Annotated in this window: 27 protein-coding genes; 11 read left to right on the top strand and 16 right to left on the bottom strand. The window is 68.8% G+C overall.

Going from position 1 to position 22563, the window contains the following annotated elements; translation table 11 throughout:
- Positions 1 to 252: 252 nt before the first annotated feature.
- The 10 genes from QAR72_RS07255 to QAR72_RS07210 form a co-directional block, all read right to left on the bottom strand.
- Complete coding sequence (locus QAR72_RS07255; protein WP_304616699.1) at positions 253 to 1029, bottom strand: SDR family oxidoreductase; 777 nt, start codon at positions 1027 to 1029, stop codon at positions 253 to 255.
- Entirely contained in the window at positions 1026 to 1952 is a 927-nt protein-coding gene (locus QAR72_RS07250) for a calcium/sodium antiporter (RefSeq protein ID WP_304616698.1), read from the bottom strand. The genes QAR72_RS07255 and QAR72_RS07250 overlap by 4 nt, the downstream gene beginning before the upstream one ends.
- A gap of 102 nt (positions 1953 to 2054) precedes the next feature.
- Positions 2055 to 2864, bottom strand: a complete 810-nt coding sequence (locus tag QAR72_RS07245) for a S49 family peptidase (RefSeq protein WP_304616697.1) — start codon at positions 2862 to 2864, stop codon at positions 2055 to 2057.
- A 61-nt stretch (positions 2865 to 2925) separates the two neighbouring features.
- Entirely contained in the window at positions 2926 to 3945 is a 1020-nt protein-coding gene (locus QAR72_RS07240) for a LacI family DNA-binding transcriptional regulator (RefSeq protein WP_304616696.1), read from the bottom strand.
- A 353-nt stretch (positions 3946 to 4298) separates the two neighbouring features.
- The gene (locus QAR72_RS07235; RefSeq protein WP_304616695.1) at positions 4299 to 4595 is read right to left on the bottom strand and encodes a hypothetical protein; all 297 of its coding nucleotides are present in this window, start codon (positions 4593 to 4595) and stop codon (positions 4299 to 4301) included.
- 342 nt (positions 4596 to 4937) lie between these two features.
- Positions 4938 to 6068 (bottom strand): site-specific DNA-methyltransferase, encoded by a 1131-nt coding sequence (locus tag QAR72_RS07230; protein ID WP_304616694.1) that lies wholly within the window; start codon positions 6066 to 6068, stop codon positions 4938 to 4940.
- 90 nt (positions 6069 to 6158) lie between these two features.
- Positions 6159 to 6785, bottom strand: coding sequence for a ribonuclease HII (locus QAR72_RS07225; protein WP_304616693.1), 627 nt, complete (start codon positions 6783 to 6785; stop codon positions 6159 to 6161).
- A complete protein-coding gene (locus QAR72_RS07220; RefSeq protein ID WP_304616692.1) occupies positions 6785 to 7264 on the bottom strand; it encodes an ureidoglycolate lyase in 480 nt (159 codons plus the stop codon). Before QAR72_RS07220 ends, QAR72_RS07225 begins: the two co-directional genes overlap by 1 nt.
- A 9-nt stretch (positions 7265 to 7273) precedes the next feature.
- Positions 7274 to 8983 (bottom strand): glycosyl transferase family 90, encoded by a 1710-nt coding sequence (locus QAR72_RS07215; RefSeq protein ID WP_304616691.1) that lies wholly within the window; start codon positions 8981 to 8983, stop codon positions 7274 to 7276.
- The gene (locus QAR72_RS07210) at positions 8984 to 10183 is read right to left on the bottom strand and encodes an MFS transporter (RefSeq protein ID WP_304616690.1); all 1200 of its coding nucleotides are present in this window, start codon (positions 10181 to 10183) and stop codon (positions 8984 to 8986) included.
- Positions 10184 to 10358: 175 nt separating this feature from the next.
- Between QAR72_RS07210 and QAR72_RS07205 the strand changes: the two genes are divergently transcribed.
- Positions 10359 to 11114 carry a GntR family transcriptional regulator gene (locus QAR72_RS07205; RefSeq protein WP_304616689.1) on the top strand — a complete coding sequence of 252 codons (756 nt, stop codon included), beginning with the start codon at positions 10359 to 10361 and terminating at the stop codon, positions 11112 to 11114.
- Between the two features lie 11 nt (positions 11115 to 11125).
- On the opposite strand, the gene QAR72_RS07200 is transcribed toward QAR72_RS07205, so the two are convergent.
- The 3 genes from QAR72_RS07200 to QAR72_RS07190 form a co-directional block, all read right to left on the bottom strand.
- Positions 11126 to 11941 (bottom strand): oxepin-CoA hydrolase, alternative type, encoded by an 816-nt coding sequence (locus tag QAR72_RS07200; RefSeq protein WP_304616688.1) that lies wholly within the window; start codon positions 11939 to 11941, stop codon positions 11126 to 11128.
- Positions 11938 to 12336 carry a PaaI family thioesterase gene (locus tag QAR72_RS07195; RefSeq protein ID WP_304616687.1) on the bottom strand — a complete coding sequence of 133 codons (399 nt, stop codon included), beginning with the start codon at positions 12334 to 12336 and terminating at the stop codon, positions 11938 to 11940. Before QAR72_RS07195 ends, QAR72_RS07200 begins: the two co-directional genes overlap by 4 nt.
- Before the next feature lie 67 nt (positions 12337 to 12403).
- A complete protein-coding gene (locus QAR72_RS07190) occupies positions 12404 to 13705 on the bottom strand; it encodes a TRAP transporter large permease (RefSeq protein ID WP_304616686.1) in 1302 nt (433 codons plus the stop codon).
- Positions 13706 to 13936: 231 nt separating this feature from the next.
- Here QAR72_RS07190 and QAR72_RS07185 point away from each other — a divergent pair, with 231 nt between their 5' ends.
- Positions 13937 to 15154, top strand: a complete 1218-nt coding sequence (locus tag QAR72_RS07185) for a L,D-transpeptidase family protein (protein WP_304616685.1) — start codon at positions 13937 to 13939, stop codon at positions 15152 to 15154.
- A 2-nt stretch (positions 15155 to 15156) separates the two neighbouring features.
- Here the strand turns inward: QAR72_RS07185 and QAR72_RS07180 are convergent, their stop codons facing one another.
- Positions 15157 to 15888 (bottom strand): Crp/Fnr family transcriptional regulator, encoded by a 732-nt coding sequence (locus QAR72_RS07180; RefSeq protein ID WP_304616684.1) that lies wholly within the window; start codon positions 15886 to 15888, stop codon positions 15157 to 15159.
- A gap of 121 nt (positions 15889 to 16009) precedes the next feature.
- A complete protein-coding gene (locus QAR72_RS07175; protein ID WP_304616683.1) occupies positions 16010 to 17329 on the bottom strand; it encodes a FliI/YscN family ATPase in 1320 nt (439 codons plus the stop codon).
- Positions 17330 to 17427: 98 nt separating this feature from the next.
- Here QAR72_RS07175 and QAR72_RS07170 point away from each other — a divergent pair, with 98 nt between their 5' ends.
- From QAR72_RS07170 to QAR72_RS07130, 9 genes are read left to right on the top strand one after another with little or no spacing between them, the layout of a single operon-like run.
- A complete protein-coding gene (locus QAR72_RS07170; protein WP_304616682.1) occupies positions 17428 to 17814 on the top strand; it encodes a FlgB family protein in 387 nt (128 codons plus the stop codon).
- A gap of 11 nt (positions 17815 to 17825) precedes the next feature.
- Positions 17826 to 18218 carry a flagellar basal body rod protein FlgC gene (gene flgC, locus QAR72_RS07165; protein WP_304616681.1) on the top strand — a complete coding sequence of 131 codons (393 nt, stop codon included), beginning with the start codon at positions 17826 to 17828 and terminating at the stop codon, positions 18216 to 18218.
- An 11-nt stretch (positions 18219 to 18229) separates the two neighbouring features.
- Complete coding sequence (fliE, locus tag QAR72_RS07160; RefSeq protein WP_304616680.1) at positions 18230 to 18517, top strand: flagellar hook-basal body complex protein FliE; 288 nt, start codon at positions 18230 to 18232, stop codon at positions 18515 to 18517.
- An 8-nt stretch (positions 18518 to 18525) separates the two neighbouring features.
- Positions 18526 to 18792, top strand: coding sequence for a flagellar biosynthetic protein FliQ (locus tag QAR72_RS07155; RefSeq protein WP_304616679.1), 267 nt, complete (start codon positions 18526 to 18528; stop codon positions 18790 to 18792).
- Complete coding sequence (locus QAR72_RS07150; protein WP_304616678.1) at positions 18792 to 19508, top strand: flagellar hook-basal body complex protein; 717 nt, start codon at positions 18792 to 18794, stop codon at positions 19506 to 19508. The genes QAR72_RS07155 and QAR72_RS07150 overlap by 1 nt, the downstream gene beginning before the upstream one ends.
- Positions 19509 to 19517: 9 nt before the next feature.
- Positions 19518 to 20303, top strand: a complete 786-nt coding sequence (gene flgG / locus QAR72_RS07145; RefSeq protein WP_304616677.1) for a flagellar basal-body rod protein FlgG — start codon at positions 19518 to 19520, stop codon at positions 20301 to 20303.
- Entirely contained in the window at positions 20303 to 20716 is a 414-nt protein-coding gene (gene flgA, locus QAR72_RS07140) for a flagellar basal body P-ring formation chaperone FlgA (RefSeq protein ID WP_304616676.1), read from the top strand. Before flgG ends, flgA begins: the two co-directional genes overlap by 1 nt.
- Positions 20717 to 20731: 15 nt before the next feature.
- Positions 20732 to 21457 (top strand): flagellar basal body L-ring protein FlgH, encoded by a 726-nt coding sequence (gene flgH, locus QAR72_RS07135; protein WP_304616675.1) that lies wholly within the window; start codon positions 20732 to 20734, stop codon positions 21455 to 21457.
- Between the two features lie 8 nt (positions 21458 to 21465).
- Positions 21466 to 21927 carry a hypothetical protein gene (locus tag QAR72_RS07130; RefSeq protein WP_304616674.1) on the top strand — a complete coding sequence of 154 codons (462 nt, stop codon included), beginning with the start codon at positions 21466 to 21468 and terminating at the stop codon, positions 21925 to 21927.
- A gap of 18 nt (positions 21928 to 21945) precedes the next feature.
- Here the strand turns inward: QAR72_RS07130 and QAR72_RS07125 are convergent, their stop codons facing one another.
- Positions 21946 to 22560: a DNA-binding response regulator gene (locus QAR72_RS07125; RefSeq protein ID WP_304616673.1), complete on the bottom strand. Its 615-nt coding sequence runs from the start codon at positions 22558 to 22560 to the stop codon at positions 21946 to 21948.
- Between the last annotated feature and the right edge of the window lie 3 nt (positions 22561 to 22563).

Here is a 22563-nt window from a genome sequence, read left to right as displayed (position 1 = left end):
GATGCAAGGCAGAACCTGTCCACGGAATCTGTGGATAATTCTGTGGGTGGCCTGTGAGGCAGACCCGGCCCGGCCAGCAATCGTTAAGGTTTCGTGAACATGCCCAAATTTAAGGCAATTATCAAGGGCGTTGATTTTGCTGGATTTTTATTTTCTATCGGACGGTGGCCGCGGAAAATCCAGCAGAATCCGCGACATCGTGAAGGGTCTTGGGGCGCCCTTAGGGCCGGGGGACAAGATATGGTGGTCGCCCTATTCCGGCCCCAAGACGTCAGGCGTCCGCCAGCCCAGATGCTGCCCGCCATCCACGCAGATCAGCTGCCCCGTCACCGCCCGGGCGTCCAGGAAATAGCCAAGCGCCTGGGTGATCCCCTCGGCATCCGCGCCGCGATTGAGGATCGTGGCGGCGCGCTGGCGGGCGAAGTGCTGCGCGCTCTGACGGGCGCCCTGCATGGTCGGGCCGGGCCCGATGGCGTTCACCCGGATGGCGGGCGCCAGCGCCTGCGCGGCGGTGCGGGTCAGCGACCACAGCCCGGCCTTGGCCAGCGAATAGGTCATGAATTCGGGCGTCGGCTTCAGCACGCGCTGATCGACCATGTTGATGGCCAGAGCCTGCGCCTGAGGCTCTCCGTTCTCGTCGGACAGAGGGGCGGGGGCCTGCGCGGCCAGCGCCTGCAGCAACTGGAAGGGCGCGCGCAGGTTCGACCCGAAGTGCCGGTCCCAGCTTTCCATCGTGGCGCTGCGGATATTGTCATATTCGAAGATCGAGGCGTTGTTGATCAGCACCGCCACCGGCCCCATGGCCTGCGCGACCCGCGGCAGCAGGGCGGCGGTGGCGTCGGCATCCAGAAGGTCGGCCTGAAAGCAGGCGGCGGCGACGCCAAGCGCGCGGGCCTCGGCGGCGGTCTGCTCGGCCTCGGCCTCTGATCCGGCATAGTGGATCGCCACGTCATGGCCGCGCCCGGCCAGATACAGTGCCATGGCGCGGCCAAGCCGCCGGGCGCCTCCGGTGATCAGCGCGACGCTCACAGCAGCACCCAGGCATAGGCGGCATAGGCCGCCAGGAACAGCGCGCCGGTGACCCGGCCGATGGGCAGGGCGCGGAACAGGAAGGGCGCCAGCAGGGCCGAACTGGCAAGCATCACCCACAGGTCGAAACGCATCAGCTCTGGCGGGATGGGCAGCGGCGCGACCAGCGCCGTGACGCCCAGGATCGACAGGATGTTGAAGATGTTCGAGCCGACCACATTGCCAAGGGCCATGTCCGACCGCCCCCGCAAGGCCGCCGCGACCGAGGCCGCCAGTTCCGGCAGCGAGGTGCCGATGGCGACCAGCGTCAGGCCGATCACGACCTCGGTGACGCCGAAGGCGCGGGCGATGTCGGTGGCGCCGCGCACCAGCAGATCGGCCCCGACCGGCAGCAGGACAAGCCCAAGCGCGAGCCAGGTCAGGATCTGCGGCCAGCGGGCGCCGAGGGCCGCGCCCTCGATCTCGTCCACGTCCTCGGGCCGGGCGGTGGACAGCTGGCGCCAGATGATCAGCGCCAGCACCGCCAGCAGCACCATGCCGTCGATCCGCCCCAGCGATCCGAAATAGGACAGCCCGATCAGCAGCACGGAAGCCGCCATCATCATCGCCCAGCTTTCGCGCAGGTCATGGCCGCGCGTCACGATGGGCGAGAAGATCGCCGCCGCGCCAAGGATCACCAGCACATTGGCGATGTTCGACCCCACCACATTGCCAAGCGCCAGATCGGTCGCCCCGCGCCACGCGGCGGACAGCGAGACGATCATCTCGGGCGCCGAGGTGCCGAAGGCCACCACGGTCAGCCCCACCACCAGCGGCGTGATGCCAAGGCGCAGCGACAGGTTCACCGCCCCCTTCACCAGCATGTCGCCACCGAACACCAGCAGGGCAAGCCCCGCCACCACAAACAGGACGTCAACGATCACGACGGATTCCCAGATAACGCGCAAGGGCCCTGCGAAAGGCGGGACCGCGCCAGACGGCCATGACCACCATGACCAGCAAGAAGATCAGAACGACGCGAATGCTCATCCGCGGGCGCCGAACCGCTGAAAGGCCAGTCGGTCCTCGGCCGCGTCGATCAGCGTCTCGGCCGACAGGCCGAGGCGGCGGAACAGCGGGCGGCGCAGGCCGTGCACCTCGAAACGGGCCTTGTCGCCGTAAAGGGCGCGCATCTTGGGCACCAGATGGGCGATGCCGTCGGCCAGCCCAAGCTCGACCGATTGGCGGCCCGCCCAGAACTCGCCGGTGAAGAGGTCGCGCCCCTCGGCCAGACGGGCGCCGCGCCGTGCGGTGACGTGATCCTTGAAGGCCTGGTGGATGGGCTCGAGGATCGCGTGCAGCCGTGCGACATCCTCGGGGTTCTGCGGGCGGAACGGGTCCAGCGTCGATTTCGAGCGCCCTGCCGTGTGGACGCGCCGTTCGATCCCCCATTTGTCGATCAGCTCGTGAAAGCCGAACCCGGCCGAGATCACCCCGATCGAGCCCAGGATCGAGCTGTCGTCCGCCCAGATCCGGTCGGCCGCGCAGGCCAGCCAGTAGCCGCCCGAAGCCGCGACATCCTCGACAAAGGCGTGGACGGGCGTCTCGGTCTCGTCCGCCAGACGCCGGATGCGGGCGGCGATCAGCGAGGATTGCACCGGCGAGCCGCCGGGCGAATTGATCGCCAGCGCCACGGCGGCGGGCTTGCCGCGGCGGAAGGCGCGCTCGATCACGGGGGCCAGGGCGGCGTCGTTCAGCCCTCCGCCACGGCCCGCGCCGCCAATGGTGCCGGACAGGCGGATCACCGCGATACGCAGCGGCTTGACGAACAGGCGGGACAGGATCGGGATGCGCATGGCCCCCATCTAGGCGCGCCCGTGGGCGGCGACAAGATGGCGGCATGACGGGGCCGCGCCCTCAGCCTTCACGGATCGTGTCGCCGGGCATGAAGGTGGGGGTCAAGGCGATCACGCGGCCCTCGGGGGCGGTGTCCTTGCCCGCGACCAGCCGCGCCGCGCGGCGGCCCACATCGACCCGGCGCGCATCCGTCGTGGCCAGCCGGACGGGCAGCCCGTCCAGCAGATCGACGCCGTTGAAGCCGGCAAGCCCGATCCGGCCCGGAATGTCATAGCCCTTGTCCAGACAGTAGAGCAGCCCGCCCGCCCCGATCATGTCGTTGGAATAATAAAGGAAATCCAGATCCGGCGCGCGGGTCAGGATGCGTTCGGTCAGCTCGCGCCCCTTCAGCAGCGACGAGCCGCCCTGGTAGTATTCGCGTGCCTCCAGCGGCACGCCGGCGGCCAGCAATCCCTCTTCGAAACCGGCAAGGCGTTTGCGGGCGCGGTGATCCTCGGGCATGTGGGTGCCGACAAAGCCGATGCGGCGATAACCCGCCGCCAGGATGCGCGCCGCCATCTCGCGCCCCGCCCGGATATGCGAGATGCCGACCAGCGTGTCGATCCCCTCGCCGTCGACATCCATGATCTCGACCACGGGAATGCCCGCATTTTCCAGCATCGCGCGCGAGGCCTTGCTGTGTTCCAGCCCGGCGAGGATCACCCCCGAGGGCCGCCAGGACAGCATGTCGTAAAGCACCATCTCCTCTCGCGCGGGGGAATAGTTGGTGACGCCGATCACGGGTTGCAGGCCGGTATCGTCCAGCTCGGCCGAGATCCCGCCCAGCACGTCGGGAAAGACCAGGTTCGACAGCGAGGGGATGACCACCGCGACCAGATTGACGCGCTGGCTGGCCAGCCCGCCCGCGATCTTGTTCGGCACATAGCCAAGCGCCTTGGCGGCGGTCAGCACCTTTTCGCGCGTGGCCGCCGAGACATCGCCCCGGTTCCGCAGCACGCGGCTGACGGTCATTTCCGAGACGCCCGACGCCTCGGACACATCGCGCAGGGTCAGGGGGCGGCGGGGGCGGGTCAGGGTCATCGGGCTGCCGGGGCAAGGGTCATGATCGGTGAATGTTAGCGGAGCACAGTCGCCGCCACAACGCCCATCGGTGGCTGCGCGGAGGCGGCATGCCGAGGCGCGCAACGCGGTATTGCGGTGGCGCGCGTTGCGCGGTGGCCGAGCGTGGCACGGGCTTAGTCCCGGACCAGCATTTGCCGGACTTTCGGTCTCACCGCGTGTTCACCGGCGATGCACCGTGCGTACACAGGACGTGCACCGCTTGCGGGCGGTGGGTTCAGGAAACGTTCATTTGTCGGTTTGAGCCCACTGCGGACAGTCGATCAGGCAGTGAGCGAGGCAATCGGAGAGCTTTCATAAGCCCGGACCGGATACTAGGTTGGTGCCCACCATGTCCCGCTTGTGTTGTCCTCAAAGAGGCCATCGACCCTGCGTGCAAGCCCTTCGAGAAATTTCCTAGCTTGCTGGTTTTCTGGATCGAACGTAGTCCACCCCACCACTGCGAAGGCGCCCTGATCGGTGGAAATGACTTTTTCGTCGTCAGTGCCTCCAAAAGACAACCGAGCATCGCAGTCCAAAAGCTTGGTTCGAATAGCCGCAGGCGCACGCTCAGAAAAATCTTCGGCTTCTTCAATGACCCATTCTTCATCCTCTAGCTGCGCAAGGAACACGATGGGACTGATTATTAGCAACTGTGGGGCGACATAGTCACCTAGGCGCCACTCTGTGTCGTGCACCACGGCCCCCATCGCTCGTAGCCATTCCTTTACGTGAGAAAGCGTAAGTGGAGGGGCGGGCTGTCTGAACCATATGCGAGCTGCTTGCATCAACAACCTCCGGTGCGTCTTTGTTCTTTGTGAGATGGCACGGTCCAACAACAGTCCGCTTTGTCCCGCAAAGAGGACGCTCCGCCAAGCGAAAAGACCCCGCCATGCGGACATGGCGGGGAGGTGGTCCCGGGCTGAAGGCGCGGGACTGGCGAAACGGATGGAGATGAGAACGGCAGGGCAGGATCAGTTGGGGCGGGGGGCGTCGCCCTCGAGTTCGGCGCGGATTTGCTGGCGCAGGATGTCCAGCGGGATCATTTTCCCCTCGCGCCGGAAGTGCCAGTAGGTCCAGCCGTTGCACGAGGGCGCGCCCTCGAGCGCGGCGCCGACCTGATGGATCGAGCCCTTCACGTCATTGCCGATCAGGCTGCCATCGGCGCGGACCTTGGCCTTGTGGCGGTTGCCGATGGAGTAAAGTTCCTCGCCCGGACGCAGCATGCCGCGTTCGATCACCTGGCCGAAGGGGATGCGCGGCTCAGCGCGCTTGGCGCGGGTCGTGGCCAAGGCCTCGGCGTCCAGAGGGCGGACGCGCGACAGGCGGCGGGCGGCGACCTCGCGGTAAGCCTCCTCGCGCTCGATCCCGATATAGTCGCGGCCCAGCATCTTGGCGACCGCGCCGGTGGTGCCAGTGCCGAAGAACGGGTCCAGCACCACATCGCCCGGATTGGTCGTGCCGATGATCACCCGGTGCAGCAGGCTTTCGGGCTTCTGCGTCGGATGAGCCTTTTCGCCCGCCGCATCCTTGAGACGCTCGCCGCCATTGCAGATCGGCAGCACCCAGTCGCTGCGCATCTGCGTGCCTTCGTTCAGCGATTTCAGCGCCTCGTAGTTGAAGGTGTATTTCGACGATTCCGATTTCGCCGCCCAGATCAGCGTCTCATGCGCGTTGGTCAGGCGCTTGCCGCGGAAATTCGGCATCGGGTTCGACTTGCGCCAGATCACGTCGTTCATGATCCAGAAGCCCTGGTTCTGGATCTCGGCGCCGACGCGGAAGATGTTGTGATAGCTGCCGATCACCCAGATCGCGCCATTGGGTTTCAGCAGGCGGCGCGCGGCGGCCAGCCAGTCGCGGGTGAAGGCGTCGTAGCTGGCGAAGCTGGAGAACTGGTCCCAGTGATCGTCCACCGCATCGACGCGGCTGTTGTCGGGCCGGTGCAGGTCGCCCTTGAGCTGAAGGTTATAGGGCGGGTCGGCAAAGATCAGGTCAACGCTGCCCTCGGGCAGGCTGTTCATGATCTCGATGCAGTCGCCGCCCAGGATCTGGTTCAGCGGCAAGGGTCGCACGGGGGCCGCGCGTTTTTGGGTGGTTTTCGTCATGCTCTGCCTCTGGGGTCGCCGGCTTTTTGCCGGTCTGATCTGCCCCCAAGGATGATTCAGAGCCGATTCGGCGTCAATTTCTTTTTTGAATCAGTCACTTACTGATGAGGCTTTACACAAGATATTGTGGACGGGTGCGAAAGAGCGCCTATGATGTGGGGTCACACCCAGATCTAGCAGCGCCTGTCTGTGCGCGGGCGTCGGGTAACCGGCATTCACCTCCCAGCCGTAGCCGGGATGCTGTTGCGCCAAATCCACCATGATGCGGTCGCGCATCAGCTTGGCCAGGATCGAGGCGGCGGCGATGGACAGGCTGCGGCCGTCGCCCTTGACGATCGCCTCGCCGGGGCAATCCAGCCCGGCAGGCAGGCGGTTGCCGTCGATCAACGCAATACAGGGGCGCTGGCGCAGCCCGGCAAGGGCGCGGCACATGGCGGCATGGCTGGCGTGATAGATGTTCAGGGCGTCGATCTCGGCCACGTCCACATGGGCGACGGACCAGTCGCAATGGGCCATGATCCATTCGCCAAGCGCCTCGCGCCGGGCGGGGCTGAGCTTCTTGCTGTCGTCGAGGCCGAGGGGCAGCACGCCGTCGGGCAGGATCACGGCGGCGGCGGTGACGGGACCGGCCAGCGGGCCGCGCCCGGCCTCGTCCACCCCGGCGATCAGACGTGCGCCGCGGGCGCGGGCGGCATTCTCGAAGGACAGGTCGGGCATCAGGCGGTGATCCGGACGGGAGGGATGGTGACTTCCTCGAGGTTCACGCCCGTGCCCTCGCGGTCGATGACCAGGAAATCGGCGGGCCGGTCCAGCGGCGTCAGGACGCCGTGCCATGTGCCCGCGCGCAGGTTCACGCCCACGCCTGCGGGCACCAGGAAGGCGCGCAAGGGGCCGGGGCGGCCGCCCTCGTCCGGGGCCACGACCGACAGCCAGGCATCCGGCCCCATCGGCATGAAGGCCTGGCTGCCGAGCGGGTGGCGTTCCAGCAGGTCGCAATCATAGGGCAGGCTGACAGGGTCCGAGCGGAAGATCGAGATGATCGCCTCGCCACCGCCCCGTTCGACCGTGGCCAGCGCGTGATGCCGTTCGCAGCGCCCCGCATTGATCATGCGGTCGGCGGCGGGTTTCGGGGCCAGCACCTCGCCAAAGGGGGCGAAGGCGGCGGCGGTCAGGGGTTCGATGCGGATCGTGCTCATGCCGCCTGTCTAGCGCGCGGCGGCCAGCCCGTCGAGGATCAGCCGCATCAGCGCGCGCCGTGCGGCGGGGTCGCGCAGGTGCCGGACCTCGGCGCGGGCGCGGGCGGATATGGCCTGGCATTCGGCGGGGTTGGCGCGCGCCCAGTCCAGTTTCTCGGGCAGGTCGGTCAGGTAGCGGGCCACGGGGATGTAATGCTGCCACGGAAGGAAGCGGCCCGAATAGAAGACCTGCCAGCCGTCATCCTCGGCGAAGAGCACGCCGTTCTGGTCCAGCCCCGAGATGAAGTTCGAGCCGTGGTCATAGCCCGTCATGCAGAGCTGATAGCGGAAGCGCCGGAAATCGCCCGGCCCCATGCGCGGGCGGCAGAAGGGCGCCAGAAGCGGATCGTCCGCAAAGGCGCGGAAGGCCGGGGCCATGACGATGCCGATGTCGAAATCGGGGTCGTCGATGAAACGGCGGATGAACGCCATGCGGTTGGTGCGGCACAGCCCCTCCCACGCATGGGCGCGGGCCTCGGGGTCCTGGGCCTCATCCAGGCGGGCCAGCCAGACATGGCTGGCGGGGCCGGGCTTCACCCCGTCGCGCATTTCCGAGCCCGAGATCATGCCGCGCCAGACCAGCCGGTCGTGCTTTTGCGACCACGGGATGTCGTCGGCGGGGCTGGCCGCGTCGAAACCCGGCAGGCCGGTCGCGTGCTGGTCGGGCAAGGGCCAGAGGACCGCGTTCACCGCCCCCGCGCGGCGGTTGTGGCACAGGACGGGTTCGCTGACGGGCGCGCCCTGGGGGCTGCCCATCCAGCGGCTGTCCTCCATGTCGATCCAGACCGGGTCGCGGCGGCCAAGGCGCAGGATGTCGTTGATTACGCCCTCGGCCCGGACAAGCTTGAAGTGCCGCCCGTCACGGGCCAAGGCCAGCGGCCCCGCGCCATCGGGCCGGAACACCGCGAACTGGCGGGGCGCGCCCGCGCGGTCGATCACCGGGGCCAGACCCGCGCCTAGAGCGCCGTCCCAGTGACAGGCCAGGGGCGACAGGCCCGCCATGCCCCCCTCGCGCGTGGGCGCCAGCCCCTGAAGGCAGAAGTGCGCCACATCCTCGGGCCAGGCGGCGGGGGCGGGATCGGGTCGCGGCAGGGGGGCGGGGGCGTGCGGGGTATCGGACCAGCGGCCGATCGGCAGGACCGGCAGGTCGATGAAGCCCGCCAGACGCGCGGCCAGATCAGAGGGGCTGTCGCGGTCCAGATCCAGCTCGATCAGGCGGTCGCTGCCCGCGAAATGGGCGCGGACAGCAGCCAGATGGTCCTGCCATTCGCGGCGCCACAGGGCGGCGACGCCATCGGCATCGAGGCCGTGATGATAGGCATGGGCGCGCAGGACGCGCCCGCCATCGGCGTGCATCCGCGCGGCGATCAGGTCGTCCTCGGCCCGCAGGGTCAGCAGGAACCGTGCCTTGGGGAAGCGGTCGGCCAGAAAGGCAAAGCTGCGCCAGGCGTCAAGCGGCGGGCGCCAATGCGGGCCGTGGCGCCACAGGCCCGCCAGCAGGCGCGCCTCGGGCCAGGGTTGCAGCAGCGGCCCGCCGCGTCCCTGGGCATAAAGGATGTCGGCGGCCAGCCTGCCCCCTTCGTGACAGGCGACCGGGTGGCCATTGGCGGCGAAGAGGCGCGCCAGATCCTGTTCGCCGCACCCCTGGGGGCTGACATGGAACAGCCGCGCGCCCGGCATTCAGCCCCCTTCGCGGCGCGGCAGCAGCACCGTCAGCAGCCCCAGAAGCGGCAGGAAGGCGGTCAGCTGAAAGACCGACTCGATCCCTCGCGCATCGGCCAGCACGCCGAGCGCGGCGGCCGAGATCCCGCCCATCCCGAAGGAAAAGCCGAAGAACAGCCCCGCGATCATCCCGGTCCGGCCCGGCACCAGTTCCTGGGCAAAGACCACGATGGCCGGGAAGGCCGAGGCGAGGACCAGCCCGATCAACGCCGCCAGCGCACCCGTCGCGTAAAGCCCCATATGCGGCAGCAGCAGCGTGAAGGGCAGCACCCCCAGGATCGAGACCCAGATCACCGTCAGCGGCCCGACGCGGTCGCCCACCATGCCGCCCATCAGCACCCCGGCGGCCATCCCGGCCAGGAACAGGAACAGCATGATCTGCGCGCCCTGCGGCCCCAGCCCGAACTTCTCGATGGTGAAGAATGTGAAGTAGCTGGTCATCGCCGCCGAATAGATGTTCTTCGTGAAGGTCAGGATCGCCAGAACCGTGATCGCGCGCAAGACCGTCGCGCGCGGCAGGCGCAGCGCCGTGTCGGGCCGGGCGGCCACCGCGCGGCGCCGCGTCTCGGCCCATTGGCCGACATGCCACAGCACGGCCGCGCCGAGGGCGGCCGCGACCGCGAACCACGCCGCCGCAGGGCGCCCGAGCGGCACGACGATGAAGGCCGCCAGCAGCGGGCCAAGCGCGGTGCCGGCATTGCCGCCCACCTGGAAGAAGGATTGCGCCGTCCCGTAGCGCCCGCCCGAGGCCAGCCGCGCCACGCGCGAGCTTTCGGGATGGAACACCGCCGAGCCGATGCCGATCAGCGCCGCCCCCGCCAGAAGCAGCCCGTAGGTCGGCGCGAAGGCCAGCAGCAGCACCCCGATCAGCGTCGAGCCCATGCCGAAGGGCAGCGAGCGCGGCTGCGGGTGGCGATCGGTCGCAGCCCCGATCAGCGGCTGCAGCAGCGAGGCCGTCACCTGGAAGGCCAGCGTCAGGACGCCGATCTGGGCATAGGTCAGGCTGAACTCGGCCTGAAGCAGCGGATAGATCGCGGCCAGCATCGACTGCATCACGTCATTGGCCATGTGGCACAGGCTGATCGCGGCCAGGATTCCCCAGGCGGTGCCATGTCCCGAAGCAGAGCGCGGCGCGGCGGCCATCATCCGTTGTTCCATCCTGCTCTCCCGCCCTCTCGCCTGATGCGGGATTAATGCGCTCGTGCCGCGCGGGAAAGGGTAATTGCGCGCCGTGCAAAATCTAACCATTGGGAAGATTGCCATATCCCTTTGGATAGTCGCACGAAATTCATTGTCGCGGTAACAGGGAGGGATGGAAAACGCGCAAGATCACATGACCACCGCCTCCGCCGAAGGGCTGATCGCCTTCGCCGGCGTCACCCCCCGTAAACGCGGCGCCCGGATGAACACCTGGCAATCCGTCCGTGCCGATGTGATGGAGCGCATCCGGTCGGGCGAATGGGCGCCGGGCATGCTGATCCCGACCGAACACGAGCTGGCGGTCGAACTGGGCTGCGCGCGGGCCACGGTGAACCGGGCGCTGCGGGAACTGGCCGATGGCGGCATCCTGCAACGCCGCCGCAAGGTCGGCACGCGGGTCACGGCGCGCGCCTCGCGCCGCGCCCGGCTTGAACTGCCCGCGATCCGCGACGAGGTCGAGGCCTTGGGCCAGACGCTTGGCTACCGGCTGCTGCATCTGACCACCGCGCCCGGTCCCGCCGAGGCGCGCAAGGCGCTGCACATCATCGCCGGGACGCGCGTGGTGCAGGTCACGTCGATCTATCGCGCCGACGAGGCGCCGCATTGCTTCGAGCAGATCTGGCTGAACGCCGATGCGCTGCCCCGTTTCGACGCGGCGACCTTCGAGGCCGAGCCGCCGCATGAATGGCTGGCGCGCAGCGTGCCGGTGACGCAGGCGCAGTTCTCGATCCTGGCGGAACCCGCTTCCGATGGCGCGGCCGAAGCGCTTGGCGTGGCGCCCGGAACGCCGGTCCTGACGATCGAGCGCACGAATTCGCTGAACCAGATCCCGGTCTCGTTCGCGCGGCAATTCTATCCGCCCTGCTACCGGCTGGCGATGGCCGACTAGACCACGTCCGGTCAGGACGCGTCCGGATCGCGCAGGGCGCGGAAATCGGGCGTCCGGCGGGCCAGGAAGGCGCTGATCCCCTCGGCCGCCTCGGGCGAGGCCAGCGCCTCGGCCATGGCGTCGCGTTCGGCGGCCAGCTGCGCCTCGAAGGCGGTGCGGCGCCAGCCCGTCAGCAGCCGCTTGATCGCCGCCTGCGCCCGGGCCGGACCCGCCGCCAGACGGTCGGCCAGCGCCATCGCGGCCATGATCGCCTCGCCCGGTTCGGTCAGCTCGGTGACCAGACCAAGCGCGTGCAGGCGCGCGGCCTCGACCGGAAGGCCGGTCAGCGCCATATGCGCGGCCATCTGCGGCGGCAGCCCCGCCGCCAGGGCCGCCGTCAGCCCCCCGTCCGGCACCAGACCGGCATTCACATAGGCCGCCGTGAACCGCGCGTCGCGGGCCGAGATCACCATGTCGCAGGCCAGAGCCAGAGACAGGCCCGCCCCCGCCGCGCCGCCCTCGATCACGGCGATGACCGGGCGCGGGCAATGAACCACGGCGCGGATCAGGTCGTTCAGCGCGTCGATCCGCGCGCGGCGTTCGTCCTCGTCCATGCCCTGCGCGGTCAGCAGGTGGTTCAGATCGCCGCCCGCGCAGAAGAAGTCCCCCTCGCCCATCAGGATCACGGCGCCGATGCGCGGCTCGTCCGAGGCCAGGGTCAGCGCGTGCAGAAGCCCCTCCTGGAACTCGGGCGTCAGCGCGTTGCGCCGCGCGGCGTTGCGGTTTTCCACCACCAGCCGGTCGCCAAGGTCGCTGATCTCGCAATGCGCGTTGGTATAGGGATTCATGCCGGGGCCTTCAGCTTGCGGAACACGCCGGTCGCGGTGGCGATCAGCGTGCCGTCCTCGTGTCGCAGATCGCCCTCGACGAACAGGGTCGAGCGGCCGCCGCCGGTCAGCCGGCCGGTCGCTGTCACCCGGCCCGGACGGCCGGGCGCCAGATAGTTCACGTTCAGCGAGACGGTGCTGACCGGATGGCGCCCTGACGGGTCGTTCGTCAGGCTGGCCGTGACGCCGAGGGCGCTGTCCAGAAGCGTGGCCGCGATCCCGCCATGCAGGATGCCCATGCGGTTCAGGTGGCGTTCGTCCAGATCAAGGATGCAGCGCGCCCGCGCCCCGTCGCTGATGTCCAGCGCGAAACCGATCAGGCGCTGTGCGCCGCTGTCATCGTCGGTCGGGGTCATGGCGGCTCCGTTCGTGGGTCGGGGCGGATGTGGCCCATCGCCCCGGCCAAGGCAAGGGCAGACCGTCCTAGCCCATCGCCGCCGGCAGGATCAGCGACAGCGCGGGAAACAGGACCAGCGCCGCAAGGACTAGCAGATCGACGAACAGGAAGCGCGTCACGCCGGCAAAGACCTGCTGCACCCCCGCCCCCCGCGCCACATTCGACACGACGAAGACGTTCAGCCCCACGGGCGGCGTGATCAGCCCGATCTCGATCAGCTTGACCAGCACCACGCCAAACCAGATCAGGTCCATCCCGTAAAGATCGACCAGCGGCATCATGAAGGGCAGCGTCAGGACGAGGATCGCCACCGGGTCCAGCACCATCCCCAGGGCGATGTGCAGCACCACCACCGCCAGCATCACCGCGACGAAAGACAGGCCCGCGCGATCGACCCACAGGGTCAGCGCCTCGGCCAGTCCGGTCAGGGCCACCAGCGCAAAGAGCAGCTTGGCCGCCAGCAGGATCACCGCCAGCGCCGCGCTTTGGCGCAGCGTCTCGCGCAGGGCCTGCAGCAGCGTCTCGGGCGGCAGGCGGCGGCTGGCCAGCCCGAAGGCAAGCGTCAGCGCGATGGCCAGCGAGACGGCGGCAAGCGCGCCGAGCCGGCCCGACTGGATGCCGCCCAGGATCACCGCGAACAGCAACAGGGCGGGCCAAGCGGCCAGCAGCGCCTGCCCCCGGCTGGCGCCGGCGGCCTGCCCGCGCGGGGCGGCGGCGGGCTCGGTCGCGGTCCACCAGAGGATGACGAGGATCATCCCGGCCAGCGACAGCAGACCCGGCAGCAGCCCGGCCATGAACAATTGCGCGACCGGCGTGGCGCTGAGCAGGCCATAGAGGATGAACAGCACCGAGGGCGGGATCAGCGCGCCAAGCGTCCCCCCGGCCGCGACCGCCGCCGTGGCCAGGCGCGGGTCGTAGCCGTCGCGCAGCATCTCGGGGATGCAGATCCGGCCCATGGTCGAGGCGCAGGCCAGGGACGAGCCCGAGATCGCCGAGAACCCGCCGCAGCCGATGACCGAGGCCACCGCCATCCCGCCCGGCAGCGGCCTGAGCCAGATCACGGCCGCATCATAGAGCCGCGTGGAGATGCCGCTGTAGAAGGCCAGATTGCCAAGCGCCACGACCAGAGGCAGCAGCAGCAGGTCCGGATCGGCCGCCAGATCGCGCAGTCCGCCGAGAAAGGCGCCCGTCGCGTCGGCGGGCGCCAGCCAGTCGGCCAGCAGCAGCGCGGGCAGCGCCACGGCGGCGATGGCCAGCGCGGCAGGCAGGCGCAGCGCCAGCAGGACGAGCATCAGGCCGAACGCGGCAAGTCCGATCGCCACGGGCATCAGCCGGCCCCGTGCGACCCGGTGCCGCGGCCCGTCGGGCCGCGTCGCGCCCCTGTCCCCCTGAACGGGTTGATTTTCACGGCCTCCTCCTCGGTTCCTGGCAGGCTGGCACCGCGATGACCCGAAGGCAATCGGGAATTGACCGAAAGTTGACCGGGGCGGTATCTGGCGCAAGCCATCGGGATAACGGATTGTCCCCGTGACCCTTTTTCGGAGTGTGCAATGAAGCGGATGACCGGCCCCGTGTTCCCGGCCCTGATCGTGACCCTGATGCTGGGCCTTCTGGCCCCGGCAGCGCCCGCCCGCGCGCAGGAGGACCGCCGCTTCACCGCCGCCGAGATCGAGGCCGCCCAATATGACGGCGGCACCCTGCCCGAGGGACGGTCGCCCCTGACGGCCAAGGTGCAGCTTCTGCTGGACCGCTCGGGCACCTCGCCCGGCGTGATCGACGGCTTCAAGGGCGGCATGAGCCAGAGCGCGATCAAGGCGTTCGAGCGCCGGGCCGGGCTGCCGATGGACGGGGTGATGGACCCGCATGTCTGGAACCTGCTGCAGGCCTTTGCGGAACGTCCGGTCACGCAGAGCTACACCATCACCGAGGCCGATGCGCAGGGTCTGGTCGCCTCGATCCCGACCGATTACGCCGAGAAGGCGCAGATGGAATCGATGGGCTATACCAGCGCGGCCGAGCGTCTGGCCGAGCGGTTCCACATGGACGAGCGTTTCATCCAGATGCTGAATCCGGGCATCGACTTCGTGCCCGGCGCCACGATCCAGGTCATGGCGCCGAACCCGCCGATCCGGGGCGAGGTGACGCGGATCATCATCGACAAGGAGAACCGCCGCGTCGCGGGCTACAATGCGCGCGGCGAGATGCTGGTCGATTATCCGGCCACGATCGGCTCGGCGGCCACGCCCTCGCCGGTGGGGGTGCACAACGTGCGCACGGTGGCGATCAATCCGAACTACACCTACAACCCGGCGGTCAACTTCCAGCAGGGCGACAATGACCGCAAGCTGGTGATCCCGCCGGGGCCGAACGGGCCGGTCGGCACGGTCTGGATCGGCCTGACCAAGCCGACCTACGGCATCCACGGCACGCCCACACCCTCGCAGCTGTTCCGCAACCAGTCGATGGGCTGCGTGCGGCTGACGAACTGGGATGCCGAGGAACTGGCGCGGCTGGTCCGGATCGGCGGCACGACGGTCGAGTTCCTCGATCCGGGCGTGACCATCGCGGATGTGACGGGCGTGACGCCCGCCGAGCCGCCCGCCGCCGCCCTGTCGCTGCCCGAGCCGGCGGTCGATGCGCTTGCCGCGCCCATCCCCGATGCGGTCGCCCCGGTCGAGGCCCAGCCCGAGGCGCCGCAGGATGCCCTGGGCGAGGCGCTTGGCGCGGCCCTGCCCGAGGGGTTCCTGCTGCCGCTGCCCGAGGGTCAGCAGAACTGAGCTCAGGTCGGTTCGCGGCAGAGGTCCAGGTAATCGGGATCGAACCGCGCCAGCGTGGCCAGCCCGTTCCAGTCGAGGATGGTGATATCCGCGCCGACCCAGCGCACCAGCCCCCGGTCGCGCAGGTCGCGCACCGCGCGGTTCACATGGATGGGCGAATAGCCCAGCAGATCGGCCAGTTCGCGTTGCAGAAGCGGCATCGAGAATTGCAGTCCCGTCGCCGCACCCACCACGTTCAGCCGCGTGTAGATCTCGCACAGCAGATGCGCCAGATGCGCGCTGGAACGCAGCGAGGCCGCCGCGACCAGCCACTGCCGGTGGATCGCGGCGTCGATCAGCGTCGCCCGCCACAGCAGCCGGGTCAGGTGCGGAAAGTTGCGCGTGATCTCGATCAGTTCGGAATGGTCGATGAACTCGACCTCGGCGGGGCCCACGGCGACGACCGCATGGGTCAGCCCGTTCAACACGAAGCCGTGCAGGTCGACGAAATCGCCCGGCACATGCAGCGCCGTGATCACCTGCTGGCCGCTGCGGCCCTTCAGCTGGTGTGAGCGCGCGCTGAGGCCGCGCAGCATCATGCAGCTCTGGCTGGCCTTCGCGCCGGGCTCGACGATCACCTCTCCGGGAGCGGCCTGATGATGCCGTGTCGGGATGGCATGAAGCCGCGCCAGATCGGCGTCGGACAATCGGTCACGGCGTTGAAGATAGCGGATAAAATATTCCGTGATCGCCAAGTTAGCCCCCTCCTTTCCGACGGCTGGCGGACAGTTGCAAATCGTGATTCCCGGCACAATGGCGCGCGGTGTCGGCCTAACATTCATCAACAATCGCAACGCGCCGTGCCGCCGGACGGTTTCAGCGGGGGCCCGCGGGCAGGCGCAAAGCGGCGTTCAAATCCGCGAAACTGGCAGCGATCGAGGGCGCGGTCCGGGCCACGAACGCGTCCAGCGCGGGTTGCAGGCGAACGGCCTCGTCCAGCCTGGGGTCCGAGCCGGGCGCGTAAAGGCCCGCGCGGATCATCAGCTCCGATTCGGCATAGGCGCCGAGGGCGGCGCGCGCACGGCCGATCATCTGGTTCTCGGCCGCATCCGCCGCCTCGGGCAAGGCGCGCGAGACCGAGCGCACGACATCCACTGCCGGAAAGCGCCCGCGTTCGGCGATGGCGCGGTCAAGCACGACATGCCCGTCCAGCGTGCCGCGCAGGATGTCGGCGACCGGCTCCTCCATGTCGGAGCCCGCGACGAGGACGCTGAAGATCGCGGTGATGTCGCCCGCGCCTTCGGGTCCGGGGCCGGCGCGTTCCGCGAGCCCCATGATCAGGTTCGAGACCGAGGGCGGAAAGCCGCGATAGCTGGGCGGCTCGCCCGCGGCCAGCGCGATCTCTCGATGCGCCTCGGCGAAACGGGTGATGGAATCGGCCAGCAGCAGGACATGCTTGCCCCGGTCGCGGAAATGCTCGGCCACCGCCATCGCCGCCCAGGCGCAGCGCCGCCGCAGAAGAGGCGAGCGGTCCGAGGTCGCCGTCACGATCACCGCCCGCGCCATCCCTTCGGGTCCCAGCGTGCGCTCGACAAATTCGCGCAATTCGCGCCCGCGCTCTCCGATCATGGCGATGACCACGACGTCGGCCTCGACCCCGCGCGCCATCTGCGACAGCAGCGTGGATTTGCCCACGCCCGAGCCTGCGAAAAGTCCGATCCGCTGGCCGCGCACCAGCGGCAGCAGCGTGTCGAAGACCGCAAGCCCCGTTGCCAGCCGCCCCCCCAGCCGCTTGCGCCCCACGGCGGCGGGCGCCTCGCAGCGGAAGGGGCGCGGCGTGTCGCCCTGGCTCAGCGGGCGGCCATCCAGAGGCTGACCGAGCGGATCGACGATCCGGCCGATCCAGTCGTCGGCAGGCGCAATGCGGGGCGCGAAGAGCAGCTCGACCTCGGCGCCCACGGACAGGCCGTCGATTGCGCCTTCGGGCAGGATCTCGGCATGGCGGGGGCCGAGGCCCACGATCTCTCCGCCCACGGGGGCGGGGTCCAGCGCGATCAGCACCCGATCCCCGACCGAGGCGCGGTCGTTCAGCCCCGCGACCCGGATCAGCCCGGCGCGGATGGATTGGACATGCCCGAAATAGCGCGCCAGCCGCATCCGGGCGATCTGGCGGGTGATCGATTCAATTCTATCCATTTCCGGTTCCTCGCCTGCCGGGGGAATCGCTCGCCCCGAAAGGGTTTCTAAAGGAATCGGGGTTAAGACCGGGTTTATGGTGAATGAGGAGAAGCCTCATGTTTGAGAGAATCGAGATGATGCGGATGGCCCGTGCGATGGGCCATCACGTGGCGCAGAGCCAGATCGTGACGGCGCGCAACATCGCCAATGCCGACACGCCCGGATACAGGGCCGCCGACCTGCCCGCCTTTGCCGACAGCTATCGCGACGGGTCCGCCCCGGCGATGCGGACGACCCGCGCCGGGCATCTGCCGCCCCCCGCCTGGGCCGATGGCGCGATCCGTCCGGTCGCGGTCGAGGGCCCCGCCTCGCCCAACGGCAATTCGGTCTCGCTGGAGGCCGAGATGGTCCGTGCGGCAGAGCTGAAGCGCCAGCACGACATGGCGATCGGCATCTACCGCTCGGCGCTGAACCTGATGCGCAGCAGCATCGGCCGGCGATAGGGGACAAGACGATGAGCGAACCGATCTCTGCCCTGGGCCTGTCGGCCTCGGGGATGCGCGCCCAATCCGAAAGGCTGCGCCACACGGCCGAGAACATGGCCAATATCGACACGCCCGGCTATCGCCGCAAGCTTGTCACCTTCGAAGAGGCGATGCGCTTCGGCCGCCCCTCGGGCGAGGTGCAGGCGGGGCGGATGCGCCTGGACCAGACGCCCCTGCCGCGCATCCACGATCCCAGCCATCCGATGGCCGATCAGGACGGGTATTACCTCGGCTCGAATGTCGATCTGATCATCGAGATGGCCGACAGCCGCGAGGCCGGCCGCAGCTACGAGGCCAATCTGCGCATGTTCGAACAGACCCGCCAGATGGGCGCGTCGCTTCTTGAAATCCTCCGCCGATGAAAGGGTCCGCGATGCTGACCAGCCTGAACGCCGCCAATGCCTATTCCGCCGCCCGCAACGCCACCGCTCCGGGCGGGGAAGCGCCCGACGCCCTGCGCCGCGTGGGCGAGGCCGCCGAGGAATTCGCCCGCCATATGGGGCAGGTCGACCAAGTCTCGACCGCCGCGATGACCGGGCAGGCCAACACCCATACCTTGGTGCAGACCCTGGCCGAGGCCGAGCTGGCGATGGACACGGTCGTCTCGATCCGCGACCGCGTGGTCGAGGCCTATCAGGAAATCCTGCGCATGCCGGTCTGAGGCGCGCCATGACCGAGATGATGCTGTTCGACGTGCTGCGGCAGGCCCTGCTGGTGGCGGTCAGGATGTCGGCGCCGCTGCTGATCGTGGCGCTGGTCAGCGGGGTGGTGATCGGCCTCTTTCAGGCGCTGACCTCGGTGCAGGAGATGACGCTGACCTTCGTGCCCAAGATCGCGCTGATGCTGGTCGTCTTCTGGGTCGGCATGAGCTTCATGACCACCGCCCTGTCCGATTTCTACATCGGGCAGATCATCCCCCTGATCGAGGCAAGCTGATGGACAACGCGACATATGCGAGCCTGAACCGGCAATCGGGCCTGATGGCCGAGATGCGCGTCATCGCCAACAACATCGCCAACGCGAACACGCCCGGCTTCCGCCGCGAAGGGGTGATCTTTGCCGAGCACCTGGCCGCTCTGGACCGTCGCGGGGACACGCTGTCGATGGCCCATGCGCGCGGCCGACTGCTGGACATGAACCAGGGCGGGCTGAGCCAGACCGGCAACCGCTTCGATCTGGCCATCGAGGGCGAGGGCTTCTTTCTGGTCGAGACGCCCGACGGCGTGCGGCTGACGCGGGCGGGCGCCTTCACGCCCTCGGCCGAGGGCGAGCTGATGAATTCCGACGGCCAGCGGCTGCTGGACGAGGGGCAGGCCCCGATCATCATCCCCGCCGGGGCCAGCGCGGTCGCGGTGGGGCAGGACGGCACGCTGTCCGCGAATGGCGTGCCCTTCGGCCGCATCGGGCTCTTCGCGCCGCCCGAAGGCCAGACCCCCACGCGCGAGGGCGGCACGCTGTTCCGCATCGACGGTGCGCCAGAGCCGCTTGAGACCACCGGCATCCGGCAGGGTTTTCTCGAGGACAGCAACGTCGATGCCGTCTTCGAGATCACCCGCATGATCGAGGTCCAGCGCGCCTACGAGCTGGGCCAGAGCTTCCTCGAACGCGAGGACCAGCGCATCCGCAACGCCATTTCCGCCATGACCCGATAGGAACCCGCCATGAAAGCCCTGCAGATCGCCGCCACCGGCATGAGCGCCCAGCAGACCCGCGTCGAGGTCATCTCGAACAACCTCGCCAACATGTCGACAACCGGCTACAACGCCCGCCGCGCGGAATTCGCGGACCTGCATTACCAGCAGGCCGCCCGGCCCGGCGCGGTCACGGCCTCGGACGGGACGGTCATTCCCGCCGGCGTGCAGCTGGGCCTTGGCGTCCGGCCCACCGCCGTCAGCATCACGCTGCAGCAGGGATCGCTGATCCAGACCGGCGGCGACCTGGACCTGGCCATCGACGGCGACGGCTATCTCGAGGTCGTGCTGCCCTCGGGGATGTCCGGCTATACCCGCGATGGCGGGCTGAAACGCTCGGCCGAGGGGCTGGTGGTCACGTCGGACGGCTATCCGGTCGTGCCCGAGATCACCATTCCCGACGATGCCCGGTCGATCTCGATCAATGCGGCGGGCGAGGTCTATGCCTATTTCGGCGACCGGGTCGAACCCGAGATGCTGGGCCAGTTCACCCTTGCAGGCTTTTCGAATGAAAAGGGGCTGGAGGCGATCGGCGGCAACCTGTTCATCGAAACCGCCGCCTCGGGGGCGCCGCAGGTCGTTAACCCGGGGCAAGAGGGTCTGGGAACGCTGCGGCAGGGCTATCTGGAGGAAAGCTCGGTCGATGCGGTGCGCGAGATCACCGAGCTGATCAAGGCGCAGCGCGGATACGAGCTGAACGCCAAGGTCATCACCGCCGCCGACCAGATGCTGGCGGCGACCTCGCAGGTGCGCTGATGCGAGCGGCCCTTCTGGCACTGGCCCTGTGCTGGCCGGGATTGGTCCAGGCCGGCACGCTGGCGGCCTCGCGCACCCTGCCTGCGGGCACGATCATCACGGCGGGCGACCTGCGCGCGGTGGACAGCGACCGCCCCGGCATCACCGACCCGTCCGAGGCGATCGGCATGCAGACCCGCATCACCATCCACGAGGGGCGCCCGTTGCACGCGACCCTGTTGCAGGCGCCGCGTCTGGTCAGCCGCAACCAGATCCTGCGCGTCAGCTTCCTGCGCGGCACATTGCGGATCGAGGCCGAGGGCCGTGCCCTGTCCGACGGGGCGGCGGGCGACACGATCCGGGTGATGAACCTCGCCTCGCGCAGCACGCTTTCGGCACGCGTCATGCCCGATGGCAGCGTCGTGGCGCATTAACCAGAGGACATTTCGATGAGAACCGCCAAGACCCTGTGCCTCGCCCTGGCCTTGACCGCCTGTTCGCGGGTGGATCACCTGGGCCAGCCGCCGCATCTGACATCGCCGCGAGAGACCGAGGAATTCATGGCCATGGTCAATCCGCCGCTGGACCTGCCCGTCGGCTCGGGAAGGCCGGAAATGGCGGCCTCGCTCTGGTCGGGCTCGACCAGTTCGCTGATCAACGACCGCCGCGCCGCGATCCGGGGCGACATCCTGACCGTCGTGATCGAGATCGACGACCGCGCCGAGATCAGCAACAGTTCGGGCCGCAGCCGCGCCTCGCGCGAAAGCGCCAGCATCCCGCAGATGATGGGCATCCCGCAGCGCCTGTCCGACAAGCTGCCCGAGGGCGCAAGCTTCGACGAGCTGGCCGATGCCTCGGCCACATCCAGCTATCGCGGCAACGGCAACATCTCGCGGCGCGACAAGCTGACCCTGCGGGTGGCGGCGACGGTGATCGACCGGCTGCCCAATGGCAGCCTGCATATCAGCGGCACCCAGGAGGTGCGCGTGAATTACGAGCTGCGCGAACTGACGGTCAGCGGCTTCGTGCGCCCCGGCGACATCGACCGCAACAACGAGATCGCCTATGACCGCATCGCGGGCGCGCGGATCAGCTATGGCGGGCGCGGCCAGATCAGCGACGTGCAGCAGCCGCGCTACGGCCAGCAGATCGCCGACATCCTGCTGCCCTATTGAGGTCCGCCATGATCAAGAAGATCGCATTGATGATCGTTCCGCTGCTGGCCATGCTGGGCGGCGCCTTTGCCGGCGACATGCTGCGCCCGCGCCCCGAACCGGACCCGACGGCCGAGCCGGCCCCGAAACCCGCGGCGCCCGCGGCCGAGCCCGGCTGGTTCACCTTTCCCACGCAGTTCTTCGTGCCCTTGGTCCGGCAGGGCGACATGGCGGCCATCATGATCCTGACGCTGGTGATCGAGACCGACGCGACCGAGGTCGGCGCGCTGGAACAGCAGGAACACCGCCTGCGCGACGCGCTGCTGCGCCAGCTGATGATCCACGCCAATACCGGCGGGTTCGACGGGAATTACACGCTGGACCGCAACCTCGAGACGTTGCGGGACGGGCTGCTGAAGGCCGCGCGCGCGGCGACGCAGACCCCGATCCGGGCGGTGCTGATCCAGGACCTCGCGCGGCAATCGGGCTGATCGGGCCAGGGCGGCGCGTCAGGTCAGGCCGGCATCGCGGGCGGCCTTGCGCGCCGCCTCGTGGCTCTCGACCCCGATCTTGCGAAAGAGGGTGCGCAGGTTCAGCCGCAGCGTCGGCTCGTGGATGCCCAGCCGGGCCGCGATCTCGTCGTCGCTCAGGCCGTGGGACAGCAGCTTCAGCACCTGAACCTCGCGCGCGGTCAGGGCCTGGGTCAGCGCCGCTGCCGGAGCCGGATCCGCGGCAAGCGGCGCCAGTTCGGGCGGCAGGAAGGACCGGCCGCGGGCCATCGAGCGCGCGGCCTCGACGAAACCCTTCATCGGCAGGGTCTTGGGCAGGAAGCCGATCGCCCCCATCTCCAGCGCCTGATGCACGAGATCCGCGGGAAGATTGCCCGACATCAGCGCGACATGCGCCCCCCGCGACTGCGACAGCATCCGGGCCAGACCGTCCAGCCCGTCCATGCCCGGCATCCGGAAATCCAGAAGCACCAGGTCGAAGGGCGCAGACATCTCGATGATGGCGAGCGCCTGATGCAGATCGGGCGCCGCGCTGCAGGCGATCTGTTCCTTGGCCAGCCAAGCCGCGAACACGTCGCGCAGCAGGTCGTGGTCATCGGCGATCAGGACGCGCATCGG

Source organism: Paracoccus sp. (in: a-proteobacteria) (genome assembly GCF_030604785.1).
Taxonomy (GTDB): domain Bacteria; phylum Pseudomonadota; class Alphaproteobacteria; order Rhodobacterales; family Rhodobacteraceae; genus Paracoccus.
This window is presented reverse-complemented; position numbering and strand designations above follow the sequence as displayed.

What these genes read in the sequence shown, in the direction of transcription:
- fliE (WP_304616680.1), top strand. Translation starts at nt 18,230, where the DNA reads ATGCTGACCAGCCTGAACGCCGCCAATGCCTATTCCGCCGCCCGCAAC.
- QAR72_RS07215 (WP_304616691.1), bottom strand. Translation starts at nt 8,983, where the DNA reads ATGCCGGGCGCGCGGCTGTTCCATGTCAGCCCCCAGGGGTGCGGCGAA.
- flgC (WP_304616681.1), top strand. Translation starts at nt 17,826, where the DNA reads ATGAGCGAACCGATCTCTGCCCTGGGCCTGTCGGCCTCGGGGATGCGC.
- flgH (WP_304616675.1), top strand. Translation starts at nt 20,732, where the DNA reads ATGAGAACCGCCAAGACCCTGTGCCTCGCCCTGGCCTTGACCGCCTGT.
- flgA (WP_304616676.1), top strand. Translation starts at nt 20,303, where the DNA reads ATGCGAGCGGCCCTTCTGGCACTGGCCCTGTGCTGGCCGGGATTGGTC.
- QAR72_RS07205 (WP_304616689.1), top strand. Translation starts at nt 10,359, where the DNA reads ATGACCACCGCCTCCGCCGAAGGGCTGATCGCCTTCGCCGGCGTCACC.
- QAR72_RS07200 (WP_304616688.1), bottom strand. Translation starts at nt 11,941, where the DNA reads ATGAATCCCTATACCAACGCGCATTGCGAGATCAGCGACCTTGGCGAC.
- QAR72_RS07130 (WP_304616674.1), top strand. Translation starts at nt 21,466, where the DNA reads ATGATCAAGAAGATCGCATTGATGATCGTTCCGCTGCTGGCCATGCTG.
- QAR72_RS07240 (WP_304616696.1), bottom strand. Translation starts at nt 3,945, where the DNA reads ATGACCCTGACCCGCCCCCGCCGCCCCCTGACCCTGCGCGATGTGTCC.
- QAR72_RS07155 (WP_304616679.1), top strand. Translation starts at nt 18,526, where the DNA reads ATGACCGAGATGATGCTGTTCGACGTGCTGCGGCAGGCCCTGCTGGTG.
- flgG (WP_304616677.1), top strand. Translation starts at nt 19,518, where the DNA reads ATGAAAGCCCTGCAGATCGCCGCCACCGGCATGAGCGCCCAGCAGACC.
- QAR72_RS07175 (WP_304616683.1), bottom strand. Translation starts at nt 17,329, where the DNA reads ATGGATAGAATTGAATCGATCACCCGCCAGATCGCCCGGATGCGGCTG.
- QAR72_RS07190 (WP_304616686.1), bottom strand. Translation starts at nt 13,705, where the DNA reads ATGCCCGTGGCGATCGGACTTGCCGCGTTCGGCCTGATGCTCGTCCTG.
- QAR72_RS07210 (WP_304616690.1), bottom strand. Translation starts at nt 10,183, where the DNA reads ATGGAACAACGGATGATGGCCGCCGCGCCGCGCTCTGCTTCGGGACAT.
- QAR72_RS07230 (WP_304616694.1), bottom strand. Translation starts at nt 6,068, where the DNA reads ATGACGAAAACCACCCAAAAACGCGCGGCCCCCGTGCGACCCTTGCCG.
- QAR72_RS07150 (WP_304616678.1), top strand. Translation starts at nt 18,792, where the DNA reads ATGGACAACGCGACATATGCGAGCCTGAACCGGCAATCGGGCCTGATG.
- QAR72_RS07225 (WP_304616693.1), bottom strand. Translation starts at nt 6,785, where the DNA reads ATGCCCGACCTGTCCTTCGAGAATGCCGCCCGCGCCCGCGGCGCACGT.
- QAR72_RS07170 (WP_304616682.1), top strand. Translation starts at nt 17,428, where the DNA reads ATGTTTGAGAGAATCGAGATGATGCGGATGGCCCGTGCGATGGGCCAT.
- QAR72_RS07195 (WP_304616687.1), bottom strand. Translation starts at nt 12,336, where the DNA reads ATGACCCCGACCGACGATGACAGCGGCGCACAGCGCCTGATCGGTTTC.
- QAR72_RS07185 (WP_304616685.1), top strand. Translation starts at nt 13,937, where the DNA reads ATGACCGGCCCCGTGTTCCCGGCCCTGATCGTGACCCTGATGCTGGGC.
- QAR72_RS07245 (WP_304616697.1), bottom strand. Translation starts at nt 2,864, where the DNA reads ATGCGCATCCCGATCCTGTCCCGCCTGTTCGTCAAGCCGCTGCGTATC.
- QAR72_RS07125 (WP_304616673.1), bottom strand. Translation starts at nt 22,560, where the DNA reads ATGCGCGTCCTGATCGCCGATGACCACGACCTGCTGCGCGACGTGTTC.
- QAR72_RS07220 (WP_304616692.1), bottom strand. Translation starts at nt 7,264, where the DNA reads ATGAGCACGATCCGCATCGAACCCCTGACCGCCGCCGCCTTCGCCCCC.